At 37.4% G+C, this 18,217-nt stretch carries 19 protein-coding genes and 2 pseudogenes; 17 read left to right on the top strand and 4 right to left on the bottom strand.

Annotated elements, in window-relative coordinates; genetic code table 11:
• Window positions 1-101: 101 nt before the first annotated feature.
• A complete protein-coding gene (locus tag BM121_RS07280; protein ID WP_091482825.1) occupies window positions 102-860 on the bottom strand; it encodes a MerR family transcriptional regulator in 759 nt (252 codons plus the stop codon).
• A 185-nt stretch (window positions 861-1,045) separates the two neighbouring features.
• On the opposite strand from BM121_RS07280, the gene BM121_RS07275 reads away from it, so the two are divergent.
• Window positions 1,046-2,263: an MFS transporter gene (locus tag BM121_RS07275; RefSeq protein ID WP_091482823.1), complete on the top strand. Its 1,218-nt coding sequence runs from the start codon at window positions 1,046-1,048 to the stop codon at window positions 2,261-2,263.
• 260 nt (window positions 2,264-2,523) lie between these two features.
• On the opposite strand, the pseudogene BM121_RS21770 reads toward BM121_RS07275, so the two are convergent.
• Both BM121_RS21770 and BM121_RS21765 read right to left on the bottom strand, forming a co-directional pair.
• Window positions 2,524-2,793 (bottom strand): annotated as a pseudogene (locus BM121_RS21770) (VOC family protein); the annotation flags it as partial.
• Window positions 2,741-2,990: pseudogene (locus tag BM121_RS21765) on the bottom strand (ArsR/SmtB family transcription factor). The pseudogenes BM121_RS21765 and BM121_RS21770, both read right to left, overlap by 53 nt.
• A gap of 238 nt (window positions 2,991-3,228) precedes the next feature.
• Here BM121_RS21765 and BM121_RS07265 point away from each other — a divergent pair.
• The 3 genes from BM121_RS07265 to BM121_RS07255 all read left to right on the top strand — a co-directional run bounded on the left by BM121_RS07265 (window position 3,229) and on the right by BM121_RS07255 (window position 6,432).
• The gene (locus tag BM121_RS07265; protein ID WP_091482821.1) at window positions 3,229-4,587 is read left to right on the top strand and encodes a YjiH family protein; all 1,359 of its coding nucleotides are present in this window, start codon (window positions 3,229-3,231) and stop codon (window positions 4,585-4,587) included.
• 81 nt (window positions 4,588-4,668) lie between these two features.
• Window positions 4,669-5,853: an aminotransferase-like domain-containing protein gene (locus BM121_RS07260; RefSeq protein ID WP_091482819.1), complete on the top strand. Its 1,185-nt coding sequence runs from the start codon at window positions 4,669-4,671 to the stop codon at window positions 5,851-5,853.
• Between the two features lie 66 nt (window positions 5,854-5,919).
• Entirely contained in the window at window positions 5,920-6,432 is a 513-nt protein-coding gene (locus BM121_RS07255) for an acyl-CoA thioesterase (protein ID WP_091483167.1), read from the top strand.
• Between the two features lie 249 nt (window positions 6,433-6,681).
• Here the strand turns inward: BM121_RS07255 and BM121_RS07250 are convergent, their stop codons facing one another.
• Window positions 6,682-7,440: a DUF2087 domain-containing protein gene (locus BM121_RS07250; RefSeq protein ID WP_091482817.1), complete on the bottom strand. Its 759-nt coding sequence runs from the start codon at window positions 7,438-7,440 to the stop codon at window positions 6,682-6,684.
• Window positions 7,441-7,651: 211 nt separating this feature from the next.
• Between BM121_RS07250 and BM121_RS22005 the strand changes: the two genes are divergently transcribed.
• The 13 genes from BM121_RS22005 (at window position 7,652) to BM121_RS07190 (ending at window position 18,209) form a co-directional block, all read left to right on the top strand.
• Window positions 7,652-7,810 carry a hypothetical protein gene (locus BM121_RS22005; protein WP_217649312.1) on the top strand — a complete coding sequence of 53 codons (159 nt, stop codon included), beginning with the start codon at window positions 7,652-7,654 and terminating at the stop codon, window positions 7,808-7,810.
• A 55-nt stretch (window positions 7,811-7,865) separates the two neighbouring features.
• Window positions 7,866-9,260, top strand: coding sequence for an NAD-dependent malic enzyme (locus BM121_RS07245; protein WP_091482815.1), 1,395 nt, complete (start codon window positions 7,866-7,868; stop codon window positions 9,258-9,260).
• A 245-nt stretch (window positions 9,261-9,505) separates the two neighbouring features.
• Window positions 9,506-10,438 carry a phosphate/phosphite/phosphonate ABC transporter substrate-binding protein gene (locus BM121_RS07240; RefSeq protein WP_091482814.1) on the top strand — a complete coding sequence of 311 codons (933 nt, stop codon included), beginning with the start codon at window positions 9,506-9,508 and terminating at the stop codon, window positions 10,436-10,438.
• A 33-nt stretch (window positions 10,439-10,471) separates the two neighbouring features.
• Complete coding sequence (gene phnC / locus BM121_RS07235) at window positions 10,472-11,242, top strand: phosphonate ABC transporter ATP-binding protein (protein ID WP_091482812.1); 771 nt, start codon at window positions 10,472-10,474, stop codon at window positions 11,240-11,242.
• Window positions 11,243-11,258: 16 nt separating this feature from the next.
• The gene (phnE, locus tag BM121_RS07230) at window positions 11,259-12,044 is read left to right on the top strand and encodes a phosphonate ABC transporter, permease protein PhnE (protein ID WP_091482810.1); all 786 of its coding nucleotides are present in this window, start codon (window positions 11,259-11,261) and stop codon (window positions 12,042-12,044) included.
• Entirely contained in the window at window positions 12,041-12,871 is an 831-nt protein-coding gene (phnE, locus tag BM121_RS07225; RefSeq protein WP_091482809.1) for a phosphonate ABC transporter, permease protein PhnE, read from the top strand. Before phnE (BM121_RS07230) ends, phnE (BM121_RS07225) begins: the two co-directional genes overlap by 4 nt.
• A 25-nt stretch (window positions 12,872-12,896) precedes the next feature.
• On the top strand, window positions 12,897-13,547 hold the full coding sequence (locus BM121_RS07220; RefSeq protein ID WP_091482807.1) for a DapH/DapD/GlmU-related protein: 651 nt from the start codon (window positions 12,897-12,899) through the stop codon (window positions 13,545-13,547).
• Entirely contained in the window at window positions 13,547-14,272 is a 726-nt protein-coding gene (locus BM121_RS07215) for a GntR family transcriptional regulator (protein WP_245780758.1), read from the top strand. Before BM121_RS07220 ends, BM121_RS07215 begins: the two co-directional genes overlap by 1 nt.
• An 84-nt stretch (window positions 14,273-14,356) precedes the next feature.
• Window positions 14,357-14,779 carry a phosphonate C-P lyase system protein PhnG gene (gene phnG, locus BM121_RS07210; RefSeq protein WP_091482805.1) on the top strand — a complete coding sequence of 141 codons (423 nt, stop codon included), beginning with the start codon at window positions 14,357-14,359 and terminating at the stop codon, window positions 14,777-14,779.
• Window positions 14,780-14,803: 24 nt separating this feature from the next.
• A complete protein-coding gene (gene phnH, locus BM121_RS07205; protein ID WP_091482803.1) occupies window positions 14,804-15,406 on the top strand; it encodes a phosphonate C-P lyase system protein PhnH in 603 nt (200 codons plus the stop codon).
• The gene (locus BM121_RS07200; protein ID WP_091482801.1) at window positions 15,406-16,521 is read left to right on the top strand and encodes a carbon-phosphorus lyase complex subunit PhnI; all 1,116 of its coding nucleotides are present in this window, start codon (window positions 15,406-15,408) and stop codon (window positions 16,519-16,521) included. Before phnH ends, BM121_RS07200 begins: the two co-directional genes overlap by 1 nt.
• A complete protein-coding gene (locus BM121_RS07195) occupies window positions 16,511-17,377 on the top strand; it encodes an alpha-D-ribose 1-methylphosphonate 5-phosphate C-P-lyase PhnJ (protein WP_091482799.1) in 867 nt (288 codons plus the stop codon). The genes BM121_RS07200 and BM121_RS07195 overlap by 11 nt, the downstream gene beginning before the upstream one ends.
• Window positions 17,370-18,209, top strand: a complete 840-nt coding sequence (locus BM121_RS07190; RefSeq protein WP_091482798.1) for an ATP-binding cassette domain-containing protein — start codon at window positions 17,370-17,372, stop codon at window positions 18,207-18,209. Before BM121_RS07195 ends, BM121_RS07190 begins: the two co-directional genes overlap by 8 nt.
• Window positions 18,210-18,217: the final 8 nt, after the last annotated feature.

Below are 18,217 nucleotides of genomic sequence, written 5' to 3'. Positions count from 1 at the left end.
GTAGTTTTGATCTATTGTTTTTCGTCTTTCTTACTCAACATTAGCTTAGTTATTGGAACAAAGGCTCTTGAAAATCATTTGCTTTTCAGTACTGTCTTATCCTATTCATTATTATCGTTCTCATCATAATATGTTTTCAATTCTTTATAAATATAGTTAGCTATGCTTTCAGGAAAATAATTAGTAAACTCATGATTGTACTTAGCTAAAAAATAATCATCATCCACAAGATTTAAAAGGTTTCTACTCGCTGGGAATAGGTTATTCATTTCGTTTAGAATTTTTTGTACTTTTTTGCTGCTGGTAGAATCATTATAATGAATAACACTTCTAATCGCTTGAATTAAATACCATACCTCTCTATCCATTTTCTCCTTGTATTCAGGATCATGAAGCAATTTTATTTCTTTCAAGATCTCCTTGTCATCTATAAAATGTTCTTCCAATATTTGAATTTGTGATTTTTCCCTCCTAAATAAATCAAGCATAATAAAAGCAAATTCATTTAATTCTTCCTCAGAAATACCTTCAATGTTGTACAGTCTCTCCATTCTCGTAATTACTTCTAACTTATCATTTAATTCCGCTTGCTTTTTTTCAATTAACTGTTTCTGTACCTGTAACAACTCTCGATTTTTAAACTTTTGATTAGTCAATTGTTCTTTTATTTCTTTTAATGATAAACCAAAATGTTTTAAAATCATTATTTGTTGAAAAAGTTCCCAGTCTAATCGTGTATATACTTTTCGACCACTTTTATTTAATTTTTTGGGGGTAAGTAACTCCATTTTATCGTAGTATCTCAGTGTTCTTACCGTTGAACCTACTAATTTTGCAAACTGACCAATTGTCATTTCCATGTTAACACCTCCTTCCTGAATTATAAACTGTTACGTAAGGTCACAATCAATACATTTGTTAAACGTTTTAATAATATAAATTAACGAATTTAAAACAGGCTATTTTTTAGTAGAAAATGTTTGCTTACGACATTACGTCACAAATTATGATTGGTTCTATAATAAGTTTGAGGGGATGGTTATCTATGGAACAACAATCATTATTTCGGAATCGTACTTTCATATTTCTGTTTATCGGTGGCTTTTTGGCGCTAATAGGGTTTAGTATGTTTTTTATGACAACAACTTGGTTTGTCATCTCTGATTTAAATTCTGCTAGTTCATTGGGCATTATTCTTATTGCCATTACTGTGCCACGTATTCTTATGATGGCATTTGGAGGGGTTATTGCTGATAAATTCAAGAAGACGACAATAATGTTCAGTACGAGTTCAATCCAAGGAGTTCTGCTAGTTATCATATTTTTATTGCACAATGCAAATCAATTAACATTTCTGTACCTGATTATTTTGGGGTCCATTTTTGGAACATTAGATGCATTTTCTGGACCAGCTGGAACATCATTAATCCCGAAAATAGTACAAAAAAACCAAATAAAACAAGCAAATGCTATTATTCAAGGGTTAGGTCAAATTGGCTTTGTTATTGGACCTATTATCTCTGGGAGTGTCATGGAAATCGGTGGCGTAACAGCAGGTTATTTAGTCTCAGCTATAATTGTTCTGTTATCCGCCTTTTTTTTGTTCCCACCTTTCTTAAAAGAAGGTCCAGTAGTCAATACAATAAAACAAACACCATTTAAAGATTTCGTAGAGGGACTTTCCTATGTAAAAGCAAGTAAATTTTTAATTACAGGTATCTTAATTTTAATAACGTTAAACTTTTTTGCCTTCGGAGCAATATCCATTGCAATCCCCATTTTAGTGGAAACTTATGGAGGGACACCCATTAATCTTAGTTACATTGAGGCTGCTTTAGGGGTTGGGATGCTAATAAGCACAGCAATTATCGGTATGATCAAAATGCGCCGTAGGGGATTAACATCGATTGCAGGATTAATTGCGACATTAATAGTAGCTGTAGCTTTTAGTCAAATTCCTAATTTGTATATTTTAACAGCGTTAGCGTTCTTAATTGGATTTACCATGATATTTGTATCCATCCCATTTTTCGCTTCAGCACAAGAAGATACTGATCCCCGCATTATAGGAAGGGTCATGAGTATAGTCTTTTTAGCCATGAACGGGTTTGATCCGCTTGCCTATGCAACTGTAACTCTACTCGTTTCTAGAGGATTTGATATTCAATTAGTCATTCTGTCCTTTTCTATTGTTGGATTAATAATTGCTCTTTTCATTTTATGGAGAGGTCATACATTTAGAAGTTACAAGTCTAACTATTAATTTACTTTCAGGAAAAGGCCACTTTAGATAGAAGTGGTCTTTTTTAGGTTTTATAGATAAAATAAATACACTTGTTGCATAGTAAAAGTCTACTACGAATTACAGACATACGGTATCTTATTCCACATTACTGCTTTGTTAATTTAAATGAATATATTTACAATGATGCAATTCGATTGTAGAGTGACAACAATCAGAATTAATTTTGGCCTTATAAATGTATAACCCCATCCTAAAAATAGGACAGGATTAACATGAAGTTACTGTTGCATTATCTGAATAAGGTTTCCACATGTATCGTCGAAGACAGCTATTGTGACTTCGCCCATTTTTGTCGGTTCCATAGTAAACCTCACGCCTTTATCCATTAATCGTTTGTATTCTGCGTGAATATCTGCAATCCCAAACATTGTAACTGGGATGCCTTCAGCAAATAACTTCTCTTGATACTCTTTAGCGACAGGATGGTTATTCGGTTCAAGTAAAAGCTCGGTACCTTTTTGCTCCTCGGGAGAAACTAGTGTTATCCACCAATTTTACGAGCCCTGCATCTTCCAATGTAGTAAGATGTTTAGCAATTGCCTGTCGCGAAATGGATAGGTCGTGCTTCATAATGAGACGTGCCGTAAGTTCATACAACGTCAGCTCATTGCGTTCGGATAGTTCGTCTAATATAAGGGCGTCGAGTCGCCAGCGCTTTGAATATAGCGTCTTTGTCCCAATTCATATAGCAAGTATAAGCAACCACAAAGTTGCTTGTTAAAGATCGTATTATGCAATCTTAATTCAATATTAAAATAAAAGCGTGGATACAAAACCATGTAAATACACAAAAGGGTCATTTATAAGAACAGAAAATAGGACCTGATCGATAAAAAAAACGTTGCATAAATATACATGAAAATGATATATTATACTTGCTCAAAAAAATAATAGAATCAACAAAGAAAATTGGAGAGAACATCATGAATTCAGAACAAAATAAATTTACAGCAAGTCAATATACAAAATTTTGGTTACCATCTCTGATTGGGGTGCTATTATTCCTTATCCCAATTTCAGTAGATGGTAGGGTGACAATTGGATTAGGTGTGTTAGCGGATGGTCTGCAAGCACTACTAGCAGAATATATTCCGTTAATCATGACAGTTATCATTTGTCTAGCAGCTATTGGTAGTTTAGTCGAAAAAATAATAGACTTACCTTTTATCAAAAATAGTCCCTTTATAGATAGTTTATTAAACATTCCACCATTATGGATCGTAATGCGTTTCTTAGGTGCTATCTTTGCGGTTCTTACGTTAACAGAGATCGGACCTGAATTTATTTGGTCGATGGCAACTGGTGGAACGGTATTATATGATCTAATTCCCGTTTTAATGGTGTGGTTTCTTTTTGCATGTCTCTTTATGCCACTGTTATTACAGTTTGGTTTAATGGATTTTATCGGTACCATCGTACGAAAAATCATGCAGCCTTTATTTAAGCTTCCAGGCCGTTCTTCGATTGATGCCTTAGCATCATGGATGGGAAGCGGAACAGTAGGTGTATTATTAACCACACAACAATATCAATCAGGTTATTATACGAAACGAGAAGCAGCAGTCGTAGCAACCAACTTCTCTATTGCATCGATTGCATTTAGCTTGGTAATTGCTAGATTTTTAAGTATTGATCATATGTTTGTCCAATTTTATATTACCGTAGTTGTTGCTGGGGTTGTTGCGGCCGTTATTGTACCGCGAATCCCGCCTTTATCCTTAAAGAAGGATACCTACTATGAAGCAGCAGGTAAACAAATAAATGAAGCTGTGCCAGAAGGTGTATCTAGTTTTAAATGGGGTGTGCAAAAAGCGGTAGAAAAAGCGGATCAAGTAAAAAGTTATCGTGGTGTTGTCAAAAGTGGCGTACTTAATGTGGTTGATATTTGGTTTGCTTTAATTCCATTAGTCATGGCACTTGGTACCATTTCACTTATTATTGCAGAGAAGACACCTATTTTTGATTATTTATCCTATCCGTTTATCCCATTCTTAGAATTATTGCAGATTCCTGAGGCGCAAGCTGCTGCCCCTGCAATGATTGTTGGTTTTGCGGACATGTTCTTGCCTGCTGTAATCGGTAGTGGTATTGAATCCGAATTAACCCGTTTTGTGATTGGGGTTATGTCGCTAGCACAATTAATTTACATGTCGGAAATTGGTATTCTGTTATTAAAATCAAAAATTCCAATTTCGCTTTTCCAATTATTTATTATCTTTTTACAAAGAACGATTGTAACGTTGCCTGTTGCAGCATTAATGGCACACCTTTTATTCTTTTAAATAATCGGTCATAATATAAATAAGAAGCATTGGTTGCTTACCAATGCTTCTTATTGTCTCAAGGAAAGGTGAATGATCAGCATGAGTATTGAAAATTTTTATTCGGAAAACATAAAGAATGCGTTAAAAAACGACCCACCAGGTGAATGGATGCCGAAGATACCAGAACAGTGTATTCGTCTTAGTTCAGGGTTTCCGGCACCTGACCTCGTACCAGTTGAGCAGGTAAAAGAGGCGGTTGTTCAATTACTGAACGAAGAACAGGATTTACCCCTGCATTATCTTGGTACGCCGAAAATGGATAAACTAAAGGGACAAATTCAGGCTAGGTTATCTGAAAGAGGAATGCACATCTCGGAAAAGGCGATGTTGGTTACAGCAGGTGCATGCCAGGCTATTAATTTGATTGCCCGTGTTTTTGTAGATGAACAAACAGTTGTGGCGGTAGAAGCGCCAACGTATATGGAAGCACTAGAAGTATTCCAGAATTACACGAATCAATTTATTAGTATCCCAATCGATGAACAGGGACTGCAGACAAAGGAATTAGAGAAAGTCTTAGCAAAAAGAGAAGAACAAGGTCTTCCGTTACCAAAAATATTATATACGATCCCAACTTTTCAAAATCCAACAGGAACAACGATGACGGAAGAACGCCGCAAGCATGTGTTGGAGCTTGCTTCCAGGTACGACTTCCTCATTTTAGAGGATGATGCATATGGTGAATTATATTTCGAAAAACAGCCAGTAACTTTAAAGGCAATGGATCATGAAAATCGTGTCTTGCATGTGGGTTCTTTATCTAAGGTGGTAGCCCCTGGTTTACGAATAGGATGGGTAGCTGCGACAGAAGAAATAATTACTTCACTATATTGGTTTAAAAAAGATTTAGATCACCCCTTTGCACAAGCGATTATGGCTACATATCTGGGAAATAATAATTTTGATAATAGACTTAACACATTGCGAATATCTTACCAAGAGAGGTGTTCTGTGTTACTTGCTGCTTTAGAAAAAAACATGCCAAAATCCGTCACTTGGTATGTTCCGGAGGGAGGCTACTTTGTTTGGATGAATGTGGCTGGGGCTGACACCTCGGCATTATTACAACAAGCTCTCGATCAAGGTGTGTCCTTTTTACCAGGGAAATATTTTTTCTTAAATGAACAAGATGGCAAAGAGTGGCTCCGTCTTTCCTTTAGTTATTCTGGCCTGAAGGAAATAAAGAAAGGCGTTGAGATGTTGGGTAAAGTTATTGCAGATTGATTTTAATAAATTGCCCGTTGTGGAGAATCAGTGATCCATAAAAAAATAATGAAAAAAGGTGATCGTATGAAAGAAGCTTATGTAAAAGAAACCCATGCAGTAAAAGTCGGTCATGTATTCCCGCCTGATACGAATAATCATGGTACACTTTTTGGCGGGAAATTAATGAGTTATATTGATGATATTGCATCGATTTCTGCAATGAGGCATTCGAGGAGCCCTGTTGTCACTGCTTCAACAGACTCTGTCGACTTTTTAGCGCCGGTTCGCACTGGTGAGTCTGTTTGTTTAGAATCTTTTGTTACGTGGACAGGTACGAGTTCCATGGAAGTGTTTATCAAAGTTTTGGCAGAAAACCTCCTAACAGGAGAACGCAAAATTGCCGCGACTGCTTTTTTAACTTTTGTTGCCGTAAATGAAGAAGGTAAACCAGTTCCCGTTCCAGGTATTATTCCTGAGACAGAGGAAGAGATTTATTTGCATGAGACAGCAAAAGAACGAGTGGAAGCAAGGAAAAAACGAAGGAACGCTAGCAATGAGTTAGCAACTGTTATTTATAAGGGCAAACCGCGGGGATAATTAGAACCCGACTGAACAAGCCAGAACCTTCCAAATTGGCTAACAATTCATTGTTAGCCATATATCTATTTTTGGTGTTTGGAGATTTGCAGACATGTAATCATGACTATTGGCAACAAATTGTTATAGACTATTCAGAATAAGACAGTGAAATGTTTCCATATCCATCAGTGAAGGGTGGCATGATGTAATCCGCCCTTCAAATCCGTATGGAGAATTACAATTAACCACGGGAACAGTGTGGGTGGCTCATGGTTGCTTCACCCAATACTGACTACCATCCTGTTTTCTATCCAAGAGACCATAGTCGATTAAATATCTTCGAATCAACACATAATCCTTATAATAATGCTCAAGCTTCTGATTCACTTCTTTTTCTGAATATTTATGATTATCGTTTAATTGCTGGGCGATTTCCCTTAGGATGACAAGTCTTTGTTTTTCCTTTGGTGGAAATTTAGCTAACCCGTTTTCCACTCCATCCGGAAAGAACTTTTCCACGATCTTTGCCCGCTCATCATCGGTAATGTTATAGCGGTCATCTACCATCGTTGCGGATTGGTGAACAGGGACAAAGGCAGGTGCATGCTTGTCTTTTTCTTTTAATAGCTCCATCATTGCTAAGAAATTTCTAGCTTGTCTTTCCTTTTCTTTTAAGGCAAAACGATGATGACGGATGGTAGAGGTGCTACCGATATCAAGATCCTTCTGAATTTCTTTGTCACTTTTTCCTTGATAGAAAAGGCGTAACAAACTTTTTTGGTGATCGGTGATGCCAGTAAGTTTACGATCCATGTCAATTAAATAGTCAAAAACAGATTGATGCGTCTTTCCAATGTGAATACGCATATATCTTTCCGCTTCATATAAATTATCTTGAAAGGAATATACCATTCCTTTTTCAATTTCTTTCCCGCAAAGAAGACATATAAAATAGTTTTCCTCTTCGACATAACCTTTCTTTAATTCTTCTATGGAAGCACTCCAGAACATATCTGATAATTCCATAATCAGAACACTCCTTTCGTTAGCAACTAACCAAAACAGATAATGTTTTAGTAACAACCAACATATTAATATAATGTTTGCTATTTGTCAAACGAACTAGCAAACGAAATTATGTGATGTTTGTTTATATTCAATCATAATAATTATTTGTTTGTTTATTTTGTCGAAAAGAATTGGTTTTAAATCAAGCTTCATAGGAAATACAATATACATGAGGGATGAAATGGAATTAATTATGAAACTATTGCTATTTGCTATTTTATACGTGGTGATTGAAACGGCTGTCAGACAGGGAATAAATACATCAGTTATAGGAAAGTATGTAAAACAAGATGTTACAAAAGCTTCTAAACAAGATTTAGATGATTAATTGTTAGATTTTATATCTGTAACGTATACCTAACATAATAAAGGAGGCTATCCTTATGCGTTCCAATATGCATATTATTATCCGTCTGGAAATCGAAAAGGCAAAGGCAAATATCGGTCAAATCGCAACACTTATTCATGAAAATGATGCAGACCTAATGGCAATTGACGTAAAAAAAGAAACACCTGAGGAAACGATCCGAGATATTACGATTAAAGTAAATGATGAGCCAGGGCAATTAAAGGTGATAAAGGCTCTGAATGATAGTGATGGAGTATATGTGAAGCATATTTCCGATCGAACGTTCCTTGTCCATTTAGGCGGGAAGATCGATATAAAACCAAAAATCGATTTAAAAAATAGAGAACAACTCTCTCATGTTTATACACCGGAAGTTGCGAGGGTCTGTAATGCGATCAATGCTAATCCTTTATTAGCCTATAACTTAACCATTAAAAGTAATTCTGTTGCGGTTGTTTCAGACGGTACTGCTGTACTAGGGTTAGGTCAAATTAGTCCAGAAGCAGCTATGCCTGTTATGGAAGGAAAAGCAATGTTGTTTAAACGATTTGCTGATATTAATGCCTATCCCATTTGCCTTGACACAACGGATACTGATGAGATTATTCGAACCATTAAAGCGATCAGTCCAGGGTTCGGCGGAATTAATTTAGAAGACATTGGATCACCGCAGTGCTTTGAAATTGAAGAGACACTGAGGCAGGAATTAGATATCCCGGTTTTTCATGATGATCAGCATGGAACAGCTATTGTTGTATTAGCAGGTATATTAAATGCTTTAAAACTTACGAAAAAAAGATTAAAGGAAAGTAAAATTGTCGTCTGTGGTATCGGTGCAGCGGGTATTGCCATAACTAAAATGCTGCTAGCTGCAGGTGCTGAAAATATAATTGGGGTAGATAAAGAAGGTAGTATCACTCGTGATCATCAGTATGACAATAAAATGTGGGAGTGGTATGCGAATCACACTAATCCAGAGAAAGTGAATGCCTCACTTTCTGAAGCGATGAACAATGCGGACATTTTTATTGGTGTTTCCAGAGGGGATATATTGCAGGAAGAGAATTTGAAGAATATGGCGAAAGATCCAATTGTTTTTGCTTTAGCCAATCCAATCCCGGAGATTTCACCAGACATAGCTCGTGACCATGTCAGAGTAATGGCAACAGGAAGGTCCGATTATCCAAATCAAGTCAATAATCTTCTTTGTTTCCCTGGTATTTTTAGAGGAGCATTGGATGCGAGGGCTTCTTCAATAAATGAGCAGATGAAAGTAGCTGCAGCAGAAGCGATCGCAGCTACCATTGATTCCGATGAACTAAGTGAGGATTACATTATCCCAGGTGTGTTTAATGAAAAGGTAGTAGAACGCGTAAGAGATGCAGTAGTTCAAGCAGCCATCGACAGTGGAGTCTCACGAAAAATATAATCTTGTATTCCAGTCATAGAAAATACTTATCAGGTATGAAACTGATAAGTATTTTTTTTTGGCTTCTTTCACATACTTTGTCATATTACATGCTTGGAAAGTAATACTCACGGCTTTTCTTATGCATTCATAGTCATTGTGTGAAATCTTTTCTTTACAAAACTTAAACTGCTATTAACATCTTCTTCATGGTGCCAAGTTATCTTGGGAGTGTATTATAAAAATCACTTAAGGAGGAATCGAAAATGAACAAAAAGTGGACAAAGGTACTGAAAAGTTTGTCGATATTGATACTTATCAGCATGCTTTCAATATTAGTAGCTTGTAATAACGATGCAAATGCTTCTGGTGATGAGAACGAAAACGATTGGCCAAAAAAGATTAGTTACGGTGTACTTCCAGGAGAAGAAGATGAACTGTCACGTGCGCACAACATTTTTGTAGAGGATATGTCGGAAGCATTAGGAATAGAAGTGGAACTGTTTCAGGGAGAAGATTACAACGCAGTAATCGAAGCAATGCGTTCGAAAAAATTAGACTTAGCAAGCTTTGGACCATTTTCTTATATCATCGCACAGGAAAGAAGCGATGCGATTCCTTTTGCAGTACGAGCTAAAAGTGAAGAAGATGCTACTTATAACAGTTGGGTTGTCGTACCAGATGAATCAGATGTGCAAACCCTAGAAGAATTAGAAGGAAAAAGTTTACTATTCGCCGATCCTGCATCAACTTCCGGTCACTTATTTCCAAGAGCAATGTTTATTGAAGGATTAGGAATAACAAATGATGAAGTGGAAAGCTATTTCTCAAGTGTTTCTTTCTCTGGAAGTCATGATAATTCTATTCTTGCAATTGCAGCGGGAGATGCAGATGCAGCAGGTGTTTGCTCATCTTGTGTTGAACGAGCTATTGAAGGTGGCATGGTTTCTGAATCAGATTTTCGTATTATTGCTAAATCTGACCCAATTCCATCAAGCCCAATTAGTTATAGAGCAGATTTACCTGAAAGCTTAGTAGAAGCTATACAAGATTTTGTTTACAACTATGACAATAAAGAGTTTTTTGAGAAAGCAGGAGATGCAGAATCAAGCTATATTCCTGTCGAGGAAAGTGACTATGATATTATCCGTAATACAGCAGAATCGTTAAATATGAGCCCAGAAGAATTATTAAATTAATCATTTGCTAATTGGAGAAAGGGGAGTAGATCAATGGAACCGGTATTGAAAATTGAACATTTGACGAAGGTATACCCCGATGGCACTGTTGCGCTAAGTAATACTAGTTTTGATGTACATCCAGGTGAATTTGTTGTGGTAATCGGTTCGAGCGGGGCAGGGAAAAGTACATTACTGCGTTGCATCAATCTTCTTGTAGAACCTACTGAGGGAGATGTCATTTTTAAAGGGGAGAAAGTCAACCAATCAAAGTCTAAACAAGTAAAACATATACGACGAGAGATTGGCATGGTATTTCAAAACTTTAATTTAATTGATCGTTTAAGCGTGCTAAATAACGTCTTGCATGGACGTTTGGGATACACCAACACAATCAAAGGATCACTTGGTATTTTTAATAAAAAGGATATTAAAGAAGCAGAGGCGATTCTGGAAAGAGTAGGACTGAAACAACAAAAGTACAAAAGAGCAGATGAGTTGAGTGGAGGACAAATGCAACGTGTTGGTATCTCACGGGCATTAGCGCAAATGCCTCGACTTATTCTGGCAGATGAACCAATTGCTAGCCTTGATCCTGCTTCTTCTAAAAATATCATGGATCATATCTATAATATTTGCCAAGAAGATCAGCTTACAGCGATTGTTAATTTGCATCAAGTAGACGTAGCTCTTAAATATGCTACTAGAATTATTGGTATGCAGCATGGTCAGATTATTTTTGATGGACACCCTTCACAATTGTCAGACAAAGTAATCGATGAAATTTATGATACTAAAAAGCCACCATTGGTAAATGCCCAATAAGGAAAGGTGATCGTGAATGGGAGAAATAAAAGATATAAGAAAAACAAAGCGTCTTCAGACAATAGTAATCCTTGTTTTTGTCTGCGGATTGACAGTATGGTCGGCGATTGGTACTGACTTTTCCTTTTATGAAGTTTTTTCTGGAATTGGGTTAATTAGCAACTTTGTGTTTCTGGATTTGTTACCACCTGATGTATCAGCTTCCAATAGTTTGCTAGATGCTATTTTAGAAACGTTATATATGGGATTTGTTGGTATGGTGATAGGAGCGGGTATTGCACTAGTGTTGTCCTTTCTCGCTGCAAGCACCACAACACCACATCCTGTTATACAGGTAGTAGTAAGAGCATTCACTTCGATTATCCGTAATATTCCGGGCTTGATTTGGGCGTTAATCCTAGTGGCATCATATGGTATTGGTGTGACAGTAGGTACTTTATCATTAATTCTTGGTTCCATCGGGTTTTTAACGAGGGTGTTTGCAGACACGTTAGAAGAAATCGATACAGGAAAAATCGAAGCGCTCCATGCAACTGGTTCTAATTATTTTCAAATATTAGCCCAAGGTGTCTTCCCTCAATTCCTCCCAGGTTTTGTTGCATGGTCGTTATATAACTTAGAGTTAAATATCCGTGCCTCGACCATTATTGGCATGGTAGGTGGCGGTGGTATCGGTTTCGCAATACAGAAAGGTATCAAGCTTTTTCAGTATAAGGAAGTTAGTATGGCGATTATTTTAGTACTGATCCTGATTCTTTCTACTGAGTTTTTAACTAGCAAGATAAGGGAGCGGATCATATGAGCCAGCAAATCGGAAAGGAGAAGCAAAATATTTATCCTCTGGTGTCGAGTGACAAAGAAGATATCGCAAAGCCAAAAGGTGACAGGTTTTTAAAAATAATTGTCATTTGTGGCGTATTACTATTCGTGTTCAGCCTTTATCAGTTGAATATCGATTACACTAACTTGTGGGTAGGTACTATTGAGTTTTTTACAATGCTTGGGGAAATGTTCCCGCCCGATTTTAGTGAATGGCAATATGTCATTCCAGCTGCGATAGAATCATTACAAGTCGCCATTTTAGGAACGGTAATTGCGGTTGTTATTTCTTTAGTATTAGCATTTCTAGCAGCTGAGAATATAACGACGAATAAACTGTTTGCAAGAACGATTAAAGGATTTGCTACATTGATGCGTGTCATTCCAACGATAGTTTGGGCGCTTATTTTTATAGTGGCAGTAGGATTAGGACCTTTACCAGGTGTACTGGCTATTGCTATCCACAGCCTTGGGATGTTAATTAAAGTATTCGCTCAATCTGTAGAGGAAATGGATGGTGGAAAAATAGAGGCATTAAAGGCAGCTGGTGCTAACTGGTTTCAAATCATTGCTCAAGGAGTTATTCCTACTGTATTTACGGCACTGTTATCCTGGACTATTTTACGTTTGGAGATAGATATTGGAGAATCTACTATTCTTGGTTTAGTAGGTGCCGGTGGTATCGGATGGGAATTAACACGTGCGATGAGAACCTATGATTTTAATAGTGCTTTGTTTATTACCATTGTAATATTTGTCATGATTTTTTCTGTTGAGATGATCAGTAATCGTCTGAAGCTTAAAGTTTAATAATGCTAAGGAGAGAAAAAAGGATATGTCTCAGTCCATAAATTCTGATAAGAAAAGATTAACAAAGAATCCTGTTATTCACCACACCGCTAACGTTACGGATACTACACTAGGAGATTGGACAGATGTTGGCCCTCAATCCAAAATAATAGAATCACAGATAGGTGATTACAGTTATACGGCTGGTGATGTCCAAATTATTTATGCAACGATTGGAAAGTTTTGCTCGATTGCTTCACACGTCAGGATTAACCCGGGTAATCATCCTACCTGGAGGGTGACACAACACCATGCTACCTATCGACTGGCACGTTATGGATTTTCTGATGAAGATGATTATGAATTTTTTGATTGGCGTCGTAGTTATCCAGTCCATATTGGACATGATGTTTGGATTGGTCATAATGCTATTATTATGCCTGGCATAACAATCGGCAATGGAGCTGTTGTTGGAGCAGGAGCTATTGTTACGAAGGATGTGGCACCTTATACAATGGTAGCTGGAGTACCGGCGAAATGGATCAAAGACCGTTTTTCAGTTGAAGAAGCTGCCCAATTACAGGAAATAGCATGGTGGGATTGGTCAAGAGAATTGTTGGAAGAAAGGTTTCAGGATTTAAATAATATGGAACGTTTCTTGTCTAAATATGGAACGAAGCGTACCGACGGGAGGTAATGATAATTTCGGTAGATATCGAGTTAAAAATACTAGATGATCTGATGCAGAAAATTATCGCAAAGAAGTTTAAGGTTGGCGAAAAACTTCCTTCAGAAAATGAGTTAGCCGATCAATACCGTGTTCCGAGGACTACCGTTCGCAGGACTTTAGCCAAGCTGGAGGAGCGAGGCTTTATTTATTCCCGGCGAGGTGTTGGCAGATATATTAATAATGAGTCATTCCAGGTGGAGTTGAATCTAAATGGTAAGTCTAGCTTTACGGACAAAATGAAAAAGTCAGGGCACCAGCTTATTACAAAGAATATTTGTTGTGAACGGATTGAATTTGATCAGCAAATTTATGACCAATTAACAGCGAATTCTGAAGATAATATCTATAAAATTAGTAGATTACGCTTTATTCAGGAGGAACCGATTGCTATACATACGTCTTATATTAATCAAACGGTATTTCCGGATATTCAAGAGGATGGCTCCCATATTCAATCGATGTTTGCTTATTACAGACAACTTGGGTACACGGAACTTATTAATCGAAATAGCTTGCTCAGTGCTACTTTTCCAACACTCACGGAACAACAATTGCTTTCATGTAAAAGTATGGAGCCGCTGATTATGATTGAGAGTAATTGTGTGGATGCCTCTTCTGCCAAGATATTAGAGCATACAAAGGTTTTATACCGTAGTAATAAATTTAAATACAATGTTAGCAGAGATTCCTGATCTTTTTACAGAATCTTAACAATTATAGTAAAGACAATAACTTGGCAACAAGATATGCTGAAGGTGTGAGGAGGTTTTAGGAAAATGAAGAGAAAACAACGAACGGAAATATTGATTCAAGATGGTGGCGCACTAGCGAAAGAACTGGCAGAGAGCGTTATGCAAAACTACGAATATCGTGAAATTGAAGAACCTCACTATGGATTGACCATGATTAAAATGAGGGAAACTGCCAAAAAATCTTTATTTTATCTTGGGGAAGTTTTAGTAACTGAAGCCAAGATAGAGGTGAATCAATCGATAGGAATAGGAATCGTTATTGGTATGAAAGAAGAGCTTGCCGAGCATCTGGCTATTATTGATGCAGCTTATCGAGCTGATTTACCTGTGACGGCTACATGGCAAACACAATTAGAAACCGCAGCTGAAAAAATCCATCAACAAAAAGTGAAAGAACAAGCCGAAATATTAAAAACAAAAGTTAATTTCGAAACGATGGAAGTTTAATATACATTGTCTGAGGTGATAGAAATGGTTATTGATCAAATTCATGATCTGCAGCAAGTTTACCGGAAAGTTGTACACAGTATGTCTAGACCCGGAAGTATTTCAAACCTGAACAATATCACAGAAAAATTAGAAGATGACCTCCCATGTAATCATGCCTTCTTTTTATGTGCATTAACCGTTTTAGATGCAGAAGTGACATTTCATGTAGTGGCAAGTGAAGAGAAAAAAGCAAGATTAATAGAAATTCTCTCGTCTTATAACATGTCACGGATAGCACCGGTTGACGAAGCGGATTTTATTTTATTACTTCAGGATGCACCAGAGTACCAAATGAATCAAGCTTTACTAGAATGTAAGACTGGAAATCTCCATGATCCACAACAATCAGCGACATGGATTATTGAAAGTGGCCTATTGTCTAATATCTCTGCACTTTCTTTAAGTGGTCCTGGCATCAATGGTACCCAGCAACTACAGACAGGTATCCAACAGGATTTTTGGCAAAGAAGGAACGATAAGGTGAAAGAGTATCCATTAGGTATTGATTTAGTGTTTGCTGATTTCTCAAGCCAGATTGCCTGTATACCAAGAACAACAGCTGTAACGATAACGGAGGTGGTTTAATGGGATATGTTGCAGTAAAAGGTGGTACAGAAGCGATTGAAGCGTCACTGGACAGATTGAAATATGATCGTTTAAAAGAAGCAGAAGTAGTTGAAATTAATACCGTTTTAGCAACGATGCGTCATTTAGTAGATCAGGTTATGTCAGAAGCGAGCTTATATGCCCCTTTTTTAGCAGCTCTTGCTATCAAACAAGCTAGAGGGAGCATGGAAGAAGCGGTTTTCTTATTGCGTGCTCACCGCTCCACTTTGCCTCGTCATTACTACAGTGAAACGGTAGATACCGAGGATATGTTTGTCGAAAGAAGGGTTTCTGCCAGCTTCAAAGATATTCCGGGAGGTCAACTGCTAGGTTCTACAAATGATTATGCCCACCGGTTACTGGATTTTGATTTAGTGAAAGAAAGCAAAGAAGAAAATCAAAACTGGTTAAGAACATATCATGAACGAATGAAAGCGGACCATCCAGATAAGGATCTTCAGTTTTTTCCGAAAGTAGTCGATTATCTACGTGCAGAAGGATTATTTGAAAGATATCCATTGGATGACACTCCTCCTAATGATATTACGAAGGAAAGCATTCAATTTCCGACTGGACGAAGTGAAAGGTTGCAAGTTTTGACAAGAGGTCAGACTGGTGCTGTTACTTCTTTAGGGTATGCATCTTTACGTGGTTATGGCCAAGTGCATCCAACTATTGGAGAAGTTAGAGTTGGTTCTGTTCCGATTCACGTACAGCATCCATATGAAGAAGATAGTGAGCAAGATGATTCATTTTATATCGGTGATGTGCAATTAACTGAAGTAGAATCTTTTGTACCTGTCACCGTAAAGAACAATAACCAAAAAGAAGAATTGGAATTTGAAATAGGCTATGGCATCAGTTTCGGACAAAATGAAACAAAAGCAATCGCCATGAGTATATTGGATCAATGTTTACAAAAGCCACATGGTGAATTTCCAACTCATGATGAAGAATTTGTGTTGTTACATATAGATTCGGTTGAGTCAACTGGGTTTATTTCTCACTTGAAGCTGCCACATTACGTTACGTTCCAGTCAGAATTGGATAGTGTGCGTCAAGTTAAGAAAGGAGGAGAGTCCAATGATAGCTAAACCGCATTTTGCTTTTTTTGATGAAGGGTCGAAGAAGGAGATACGAAGAGCAACATTAAAGGCGGTGGCGATTCCAGGTTACCAGGTTCCTTTCGCATCGAGAGAAATGCCGATAGCAAGAGGCTGGGGAACTGGTGGTTTACAATTGACGCTTTCCCTTATCGGCAGAAATGATGTATTAAAAGTGATAGATCAGGGTGCAGATGAATCTGTAAATGCTGTTAGTATTAAAAAACTGGTACAGCATACGACAGGTGTTTCGGTTACCGAAAAAACACAAGAAGCTGATATTATCCAATCCCGGCATCGCATTCCAGAGAAAGCATTAAAAGAGGATCAGATTCTCGTATTACAAGTCCCAAATCCAGAGCCACTCCGAAAAGTGGATGCGAGAGAATATATGACGAAAAGAATGCATGCGGAGGATGATTATAGTGGTGCATGGCTACTTTTGTTTGAGCAAATTATGAAATTTGGCAGAATGTCTACTGGAGCCTCACACCCTGTATATGTCAATGGCCGATATGTGATGACTCCAAGTCCGATTCCGAGATTTGATAATCCGAAAATGCATCAATCCAAAGGATTAATTTTATTAGGTGCAGGCAGGGAAAAGAAAATATTTGCTGTTCCCCCATATACGAGCGTCGAATCACTAGCATTTGATGACTACCCTTTTACTGTTGAATCATTTGAAGGAAAAGCATGTAAGCTATGTGGATCAACAGACGTATTCCTTGATGAAATAATTGATCCAGATACAGGAGAGAGAACCCATCAATGCAATGATACCAGCTATTGTATGGAGCAGTTGAATAGTGAAGAGAAGGTAGAGGTGGAGAACAGTTATGTATGAAAAGCCTATCTTACAAGTCAAACATTTACAAAAACAATTTGGTGAAGGCTGTCCTCATTGTTTTGATAAAGAAAGTGTTTATCTCGAAAAAAATTATTGTACCGTGTGTGGTACCGTACACGCTGTTCGGGATGTCTCCTTTGACTTATACCCTGGAGAAGTACTTGGGATCGTTGGAGAGAGTGGCAGTGGTAAGTCAACCATGCTCCAAGGGCTTTATTTTGACAGTAGCATGACATCAGGAGCAGTGTATATTAATCAATCAGAATTAACAGGTCAAAATGTTTTAAGCCTTTCTTCTCAACAAAAAAGGTATATTCGCAATTACATCTACGGAATGGTGTATCAAAATCCTGTAGATGGACTCAAAATGAAATTCTCTTCCATTGGCAACATTGCCGAAAAAATGATCGCAGCAGGAAATCGCAATGTTAGCAATATCGAAAAGCGTAGTAAAGAATTACTGGAAAATGTCCATATTCCCTTAAGAAGAATGAAAGAAGAACCACAATACTTTTCTGGTGGCATGCAACAGCGCGTTCAGATTGCGAAGGCTCTTTCGAATAACCCACCTATTTTGTTTCTAGATGAAGTGACGACAGGTTTGGATTTATCCGTTCAAGCGAGTGTATTGGATTTGATTAAACAAATTCAGCGTGAACTGCATATAAGTATGGTAGTTGTTTCCCACGATCTTGCTGTGATACGCATGCTAGCCGATCGTTCAATTGTAATGTTAAATGGAGAAGTTATTGAAAATGGTTTAACCGATCAAATATTGGAAGATCCGCAACATGAATATACACAGCAACTCGTTTACTCGTTATTATAGGAGGCTGA

The sequence above is a fragment of the Gracilibacillus orientalis genome (assembly GCF_900114645.1).
Taxonomy (GTDB): domain Bacteria; phylum Bacillota; class Bacilli; order Bacillales; family Amphibacillaceae; genus Gracilibacillus; species Gracilibacillus orientalis.
Note: the sequence above shows the minus strand (reverse complement) of the source record. Positions and strands in the feature narration are given on the sequence as shown.

What these genes read in the sequence shown, in the direction of transcription:
- BM121_RS07220 (WP_091482807.1), top strand. Translation starts at nt 12,897, where the DNA reads ATGTCTCAGTCCATAAATTCTGATAAGAAAAGATTAACAAAGAATCCT.
- BM121_RS07250 (WP_091482817.1), bottom strand. Translation starts at nt 7,440, where the DNA reads ATGGAATTATCAGATATGTTCTGGAGTGCTTCCATAGAAGAATTAAAG.
- BM121_RS07200 (WP_091482801.1), top strand. Translation starts at nt 15,406, where the DNA reads ATGGGATATGTTGCAGTAAAAGGTGGTACAGAAGCGATTGAAGCGTCA.
- BM121_RS07195 (WP_091482799.1), top strand. Translation starts at nt 16,511, where the DNA reads ATGATAGCTAAACCGCATTTTGCTTTTTTTGATGAAGGGTCGAAGAAG.
- BM121_RS07240 (WP_091482814.1), top strand. Translation starts at nt 9,506, where the DNA reads ATGAACAAAAAGTGGACAAAGGTACTGAAAAGTTTGTCGATATTGATA.
- phnE (WP_091482809.1), top strand. Translation starts at nt 12,041, where the DNA reads ATGAGCCAGCAAATCGGAAAGGAGAAGCAAAATATTTATCCTCTGGTG.
- phnG (WP_091482805.1), top strand. Translation starts at nt 14,357, where the DNA reads ATGAAGAGAAAACAACGAACGGAAATATTGATTCAAGATGGTGGCGCA.
- phnE (WP_091482810.1), top strand. Translation starts at nt 11,259, where the DNA reads ATGGGAGAAATAAAAGATATAAGAAAAACAAAGCGTCTTCAGACAATA.
- BM121_RS22005 (WP_217649312.1), top strand. Translation starts at nt 7,652, where the DNA reads ATGAGGGATGAAATGGAATTAATTATGAAACTATTGCTATTTGCTATT.
- BM121_RS07190 (WP_091482798.1), top strand. Translation starts at nt 17,370, where the DNA reads ATGTATGAAAAGCCTATCTTACAAGTCAAACATTTACAAAAACAATTT.
- BM121_RS07260 (WP_091482819.1), top strand. Translation starts at nt 4,669, where the DNA reads ATGAGTATTGAAAATTTTTATTCGGAAAACATAAAGAATGCGTTAAAA.
- phnH (WP_091482803.1), top strand. Translation starts at nt 14,804, where the DNA reads ATGGTTATTGATCAAATTCATGATCTGCAGCAAGTTTACCGGAAAGTT.
- BM121_RS07255 (WP_091483167.1), top strand. Translation starts at nt 5,920, where the DNA reads ATGAAAGAAGCTTATGTAAAAGAAACCCATGCAGTAAAAGTCGGTCAT.
- BM121_RS07245 (WP_091482815.1), top strand. Translation starts at nt 7,866, where the DNA reads ATGCGTTCCAATATGCATATTATTATCCGTCTGGAAATCGAAAAGGCA.
- BM121_RS07265 (WP_091482821.1), top strand. Translation starts at nt 3,229, where the DNA reads ATGAATTCAGAACAAAATAAATTTACAGCAAGTCAATATACAAAATTT.
- phnC (WP_091482812.1), top strand. Translation starts at nt 10,472, where the DNA reads ATGGAACCGGTATTGAAAATTGAACATTTGACGAAGGTATACCCCGAT.
- BM121_RS07275 (WP_091482823.1), top strand. Translation starts at nt 1,046, where the DNA reads ATGGAACAACAATCATTATTTCGGAATCGTACTTTCATATTTCTGTTT.
- BM121_RS07215 (WP_245780758.1), top strand. Translation starts at nt 13,547, where the DNA reads ATGATAATTTCGGTAGATATCGAGTTAAAAATACTAGATGATCTGATG.
- BM121_RS07280 (WP_091482825.1), bottom strand. Translation starts at nt 860, where the DNA reads ATGGAAATGACAATTGGTCAGTTTGCAAAATTAGTAGGTTCAACGGTA.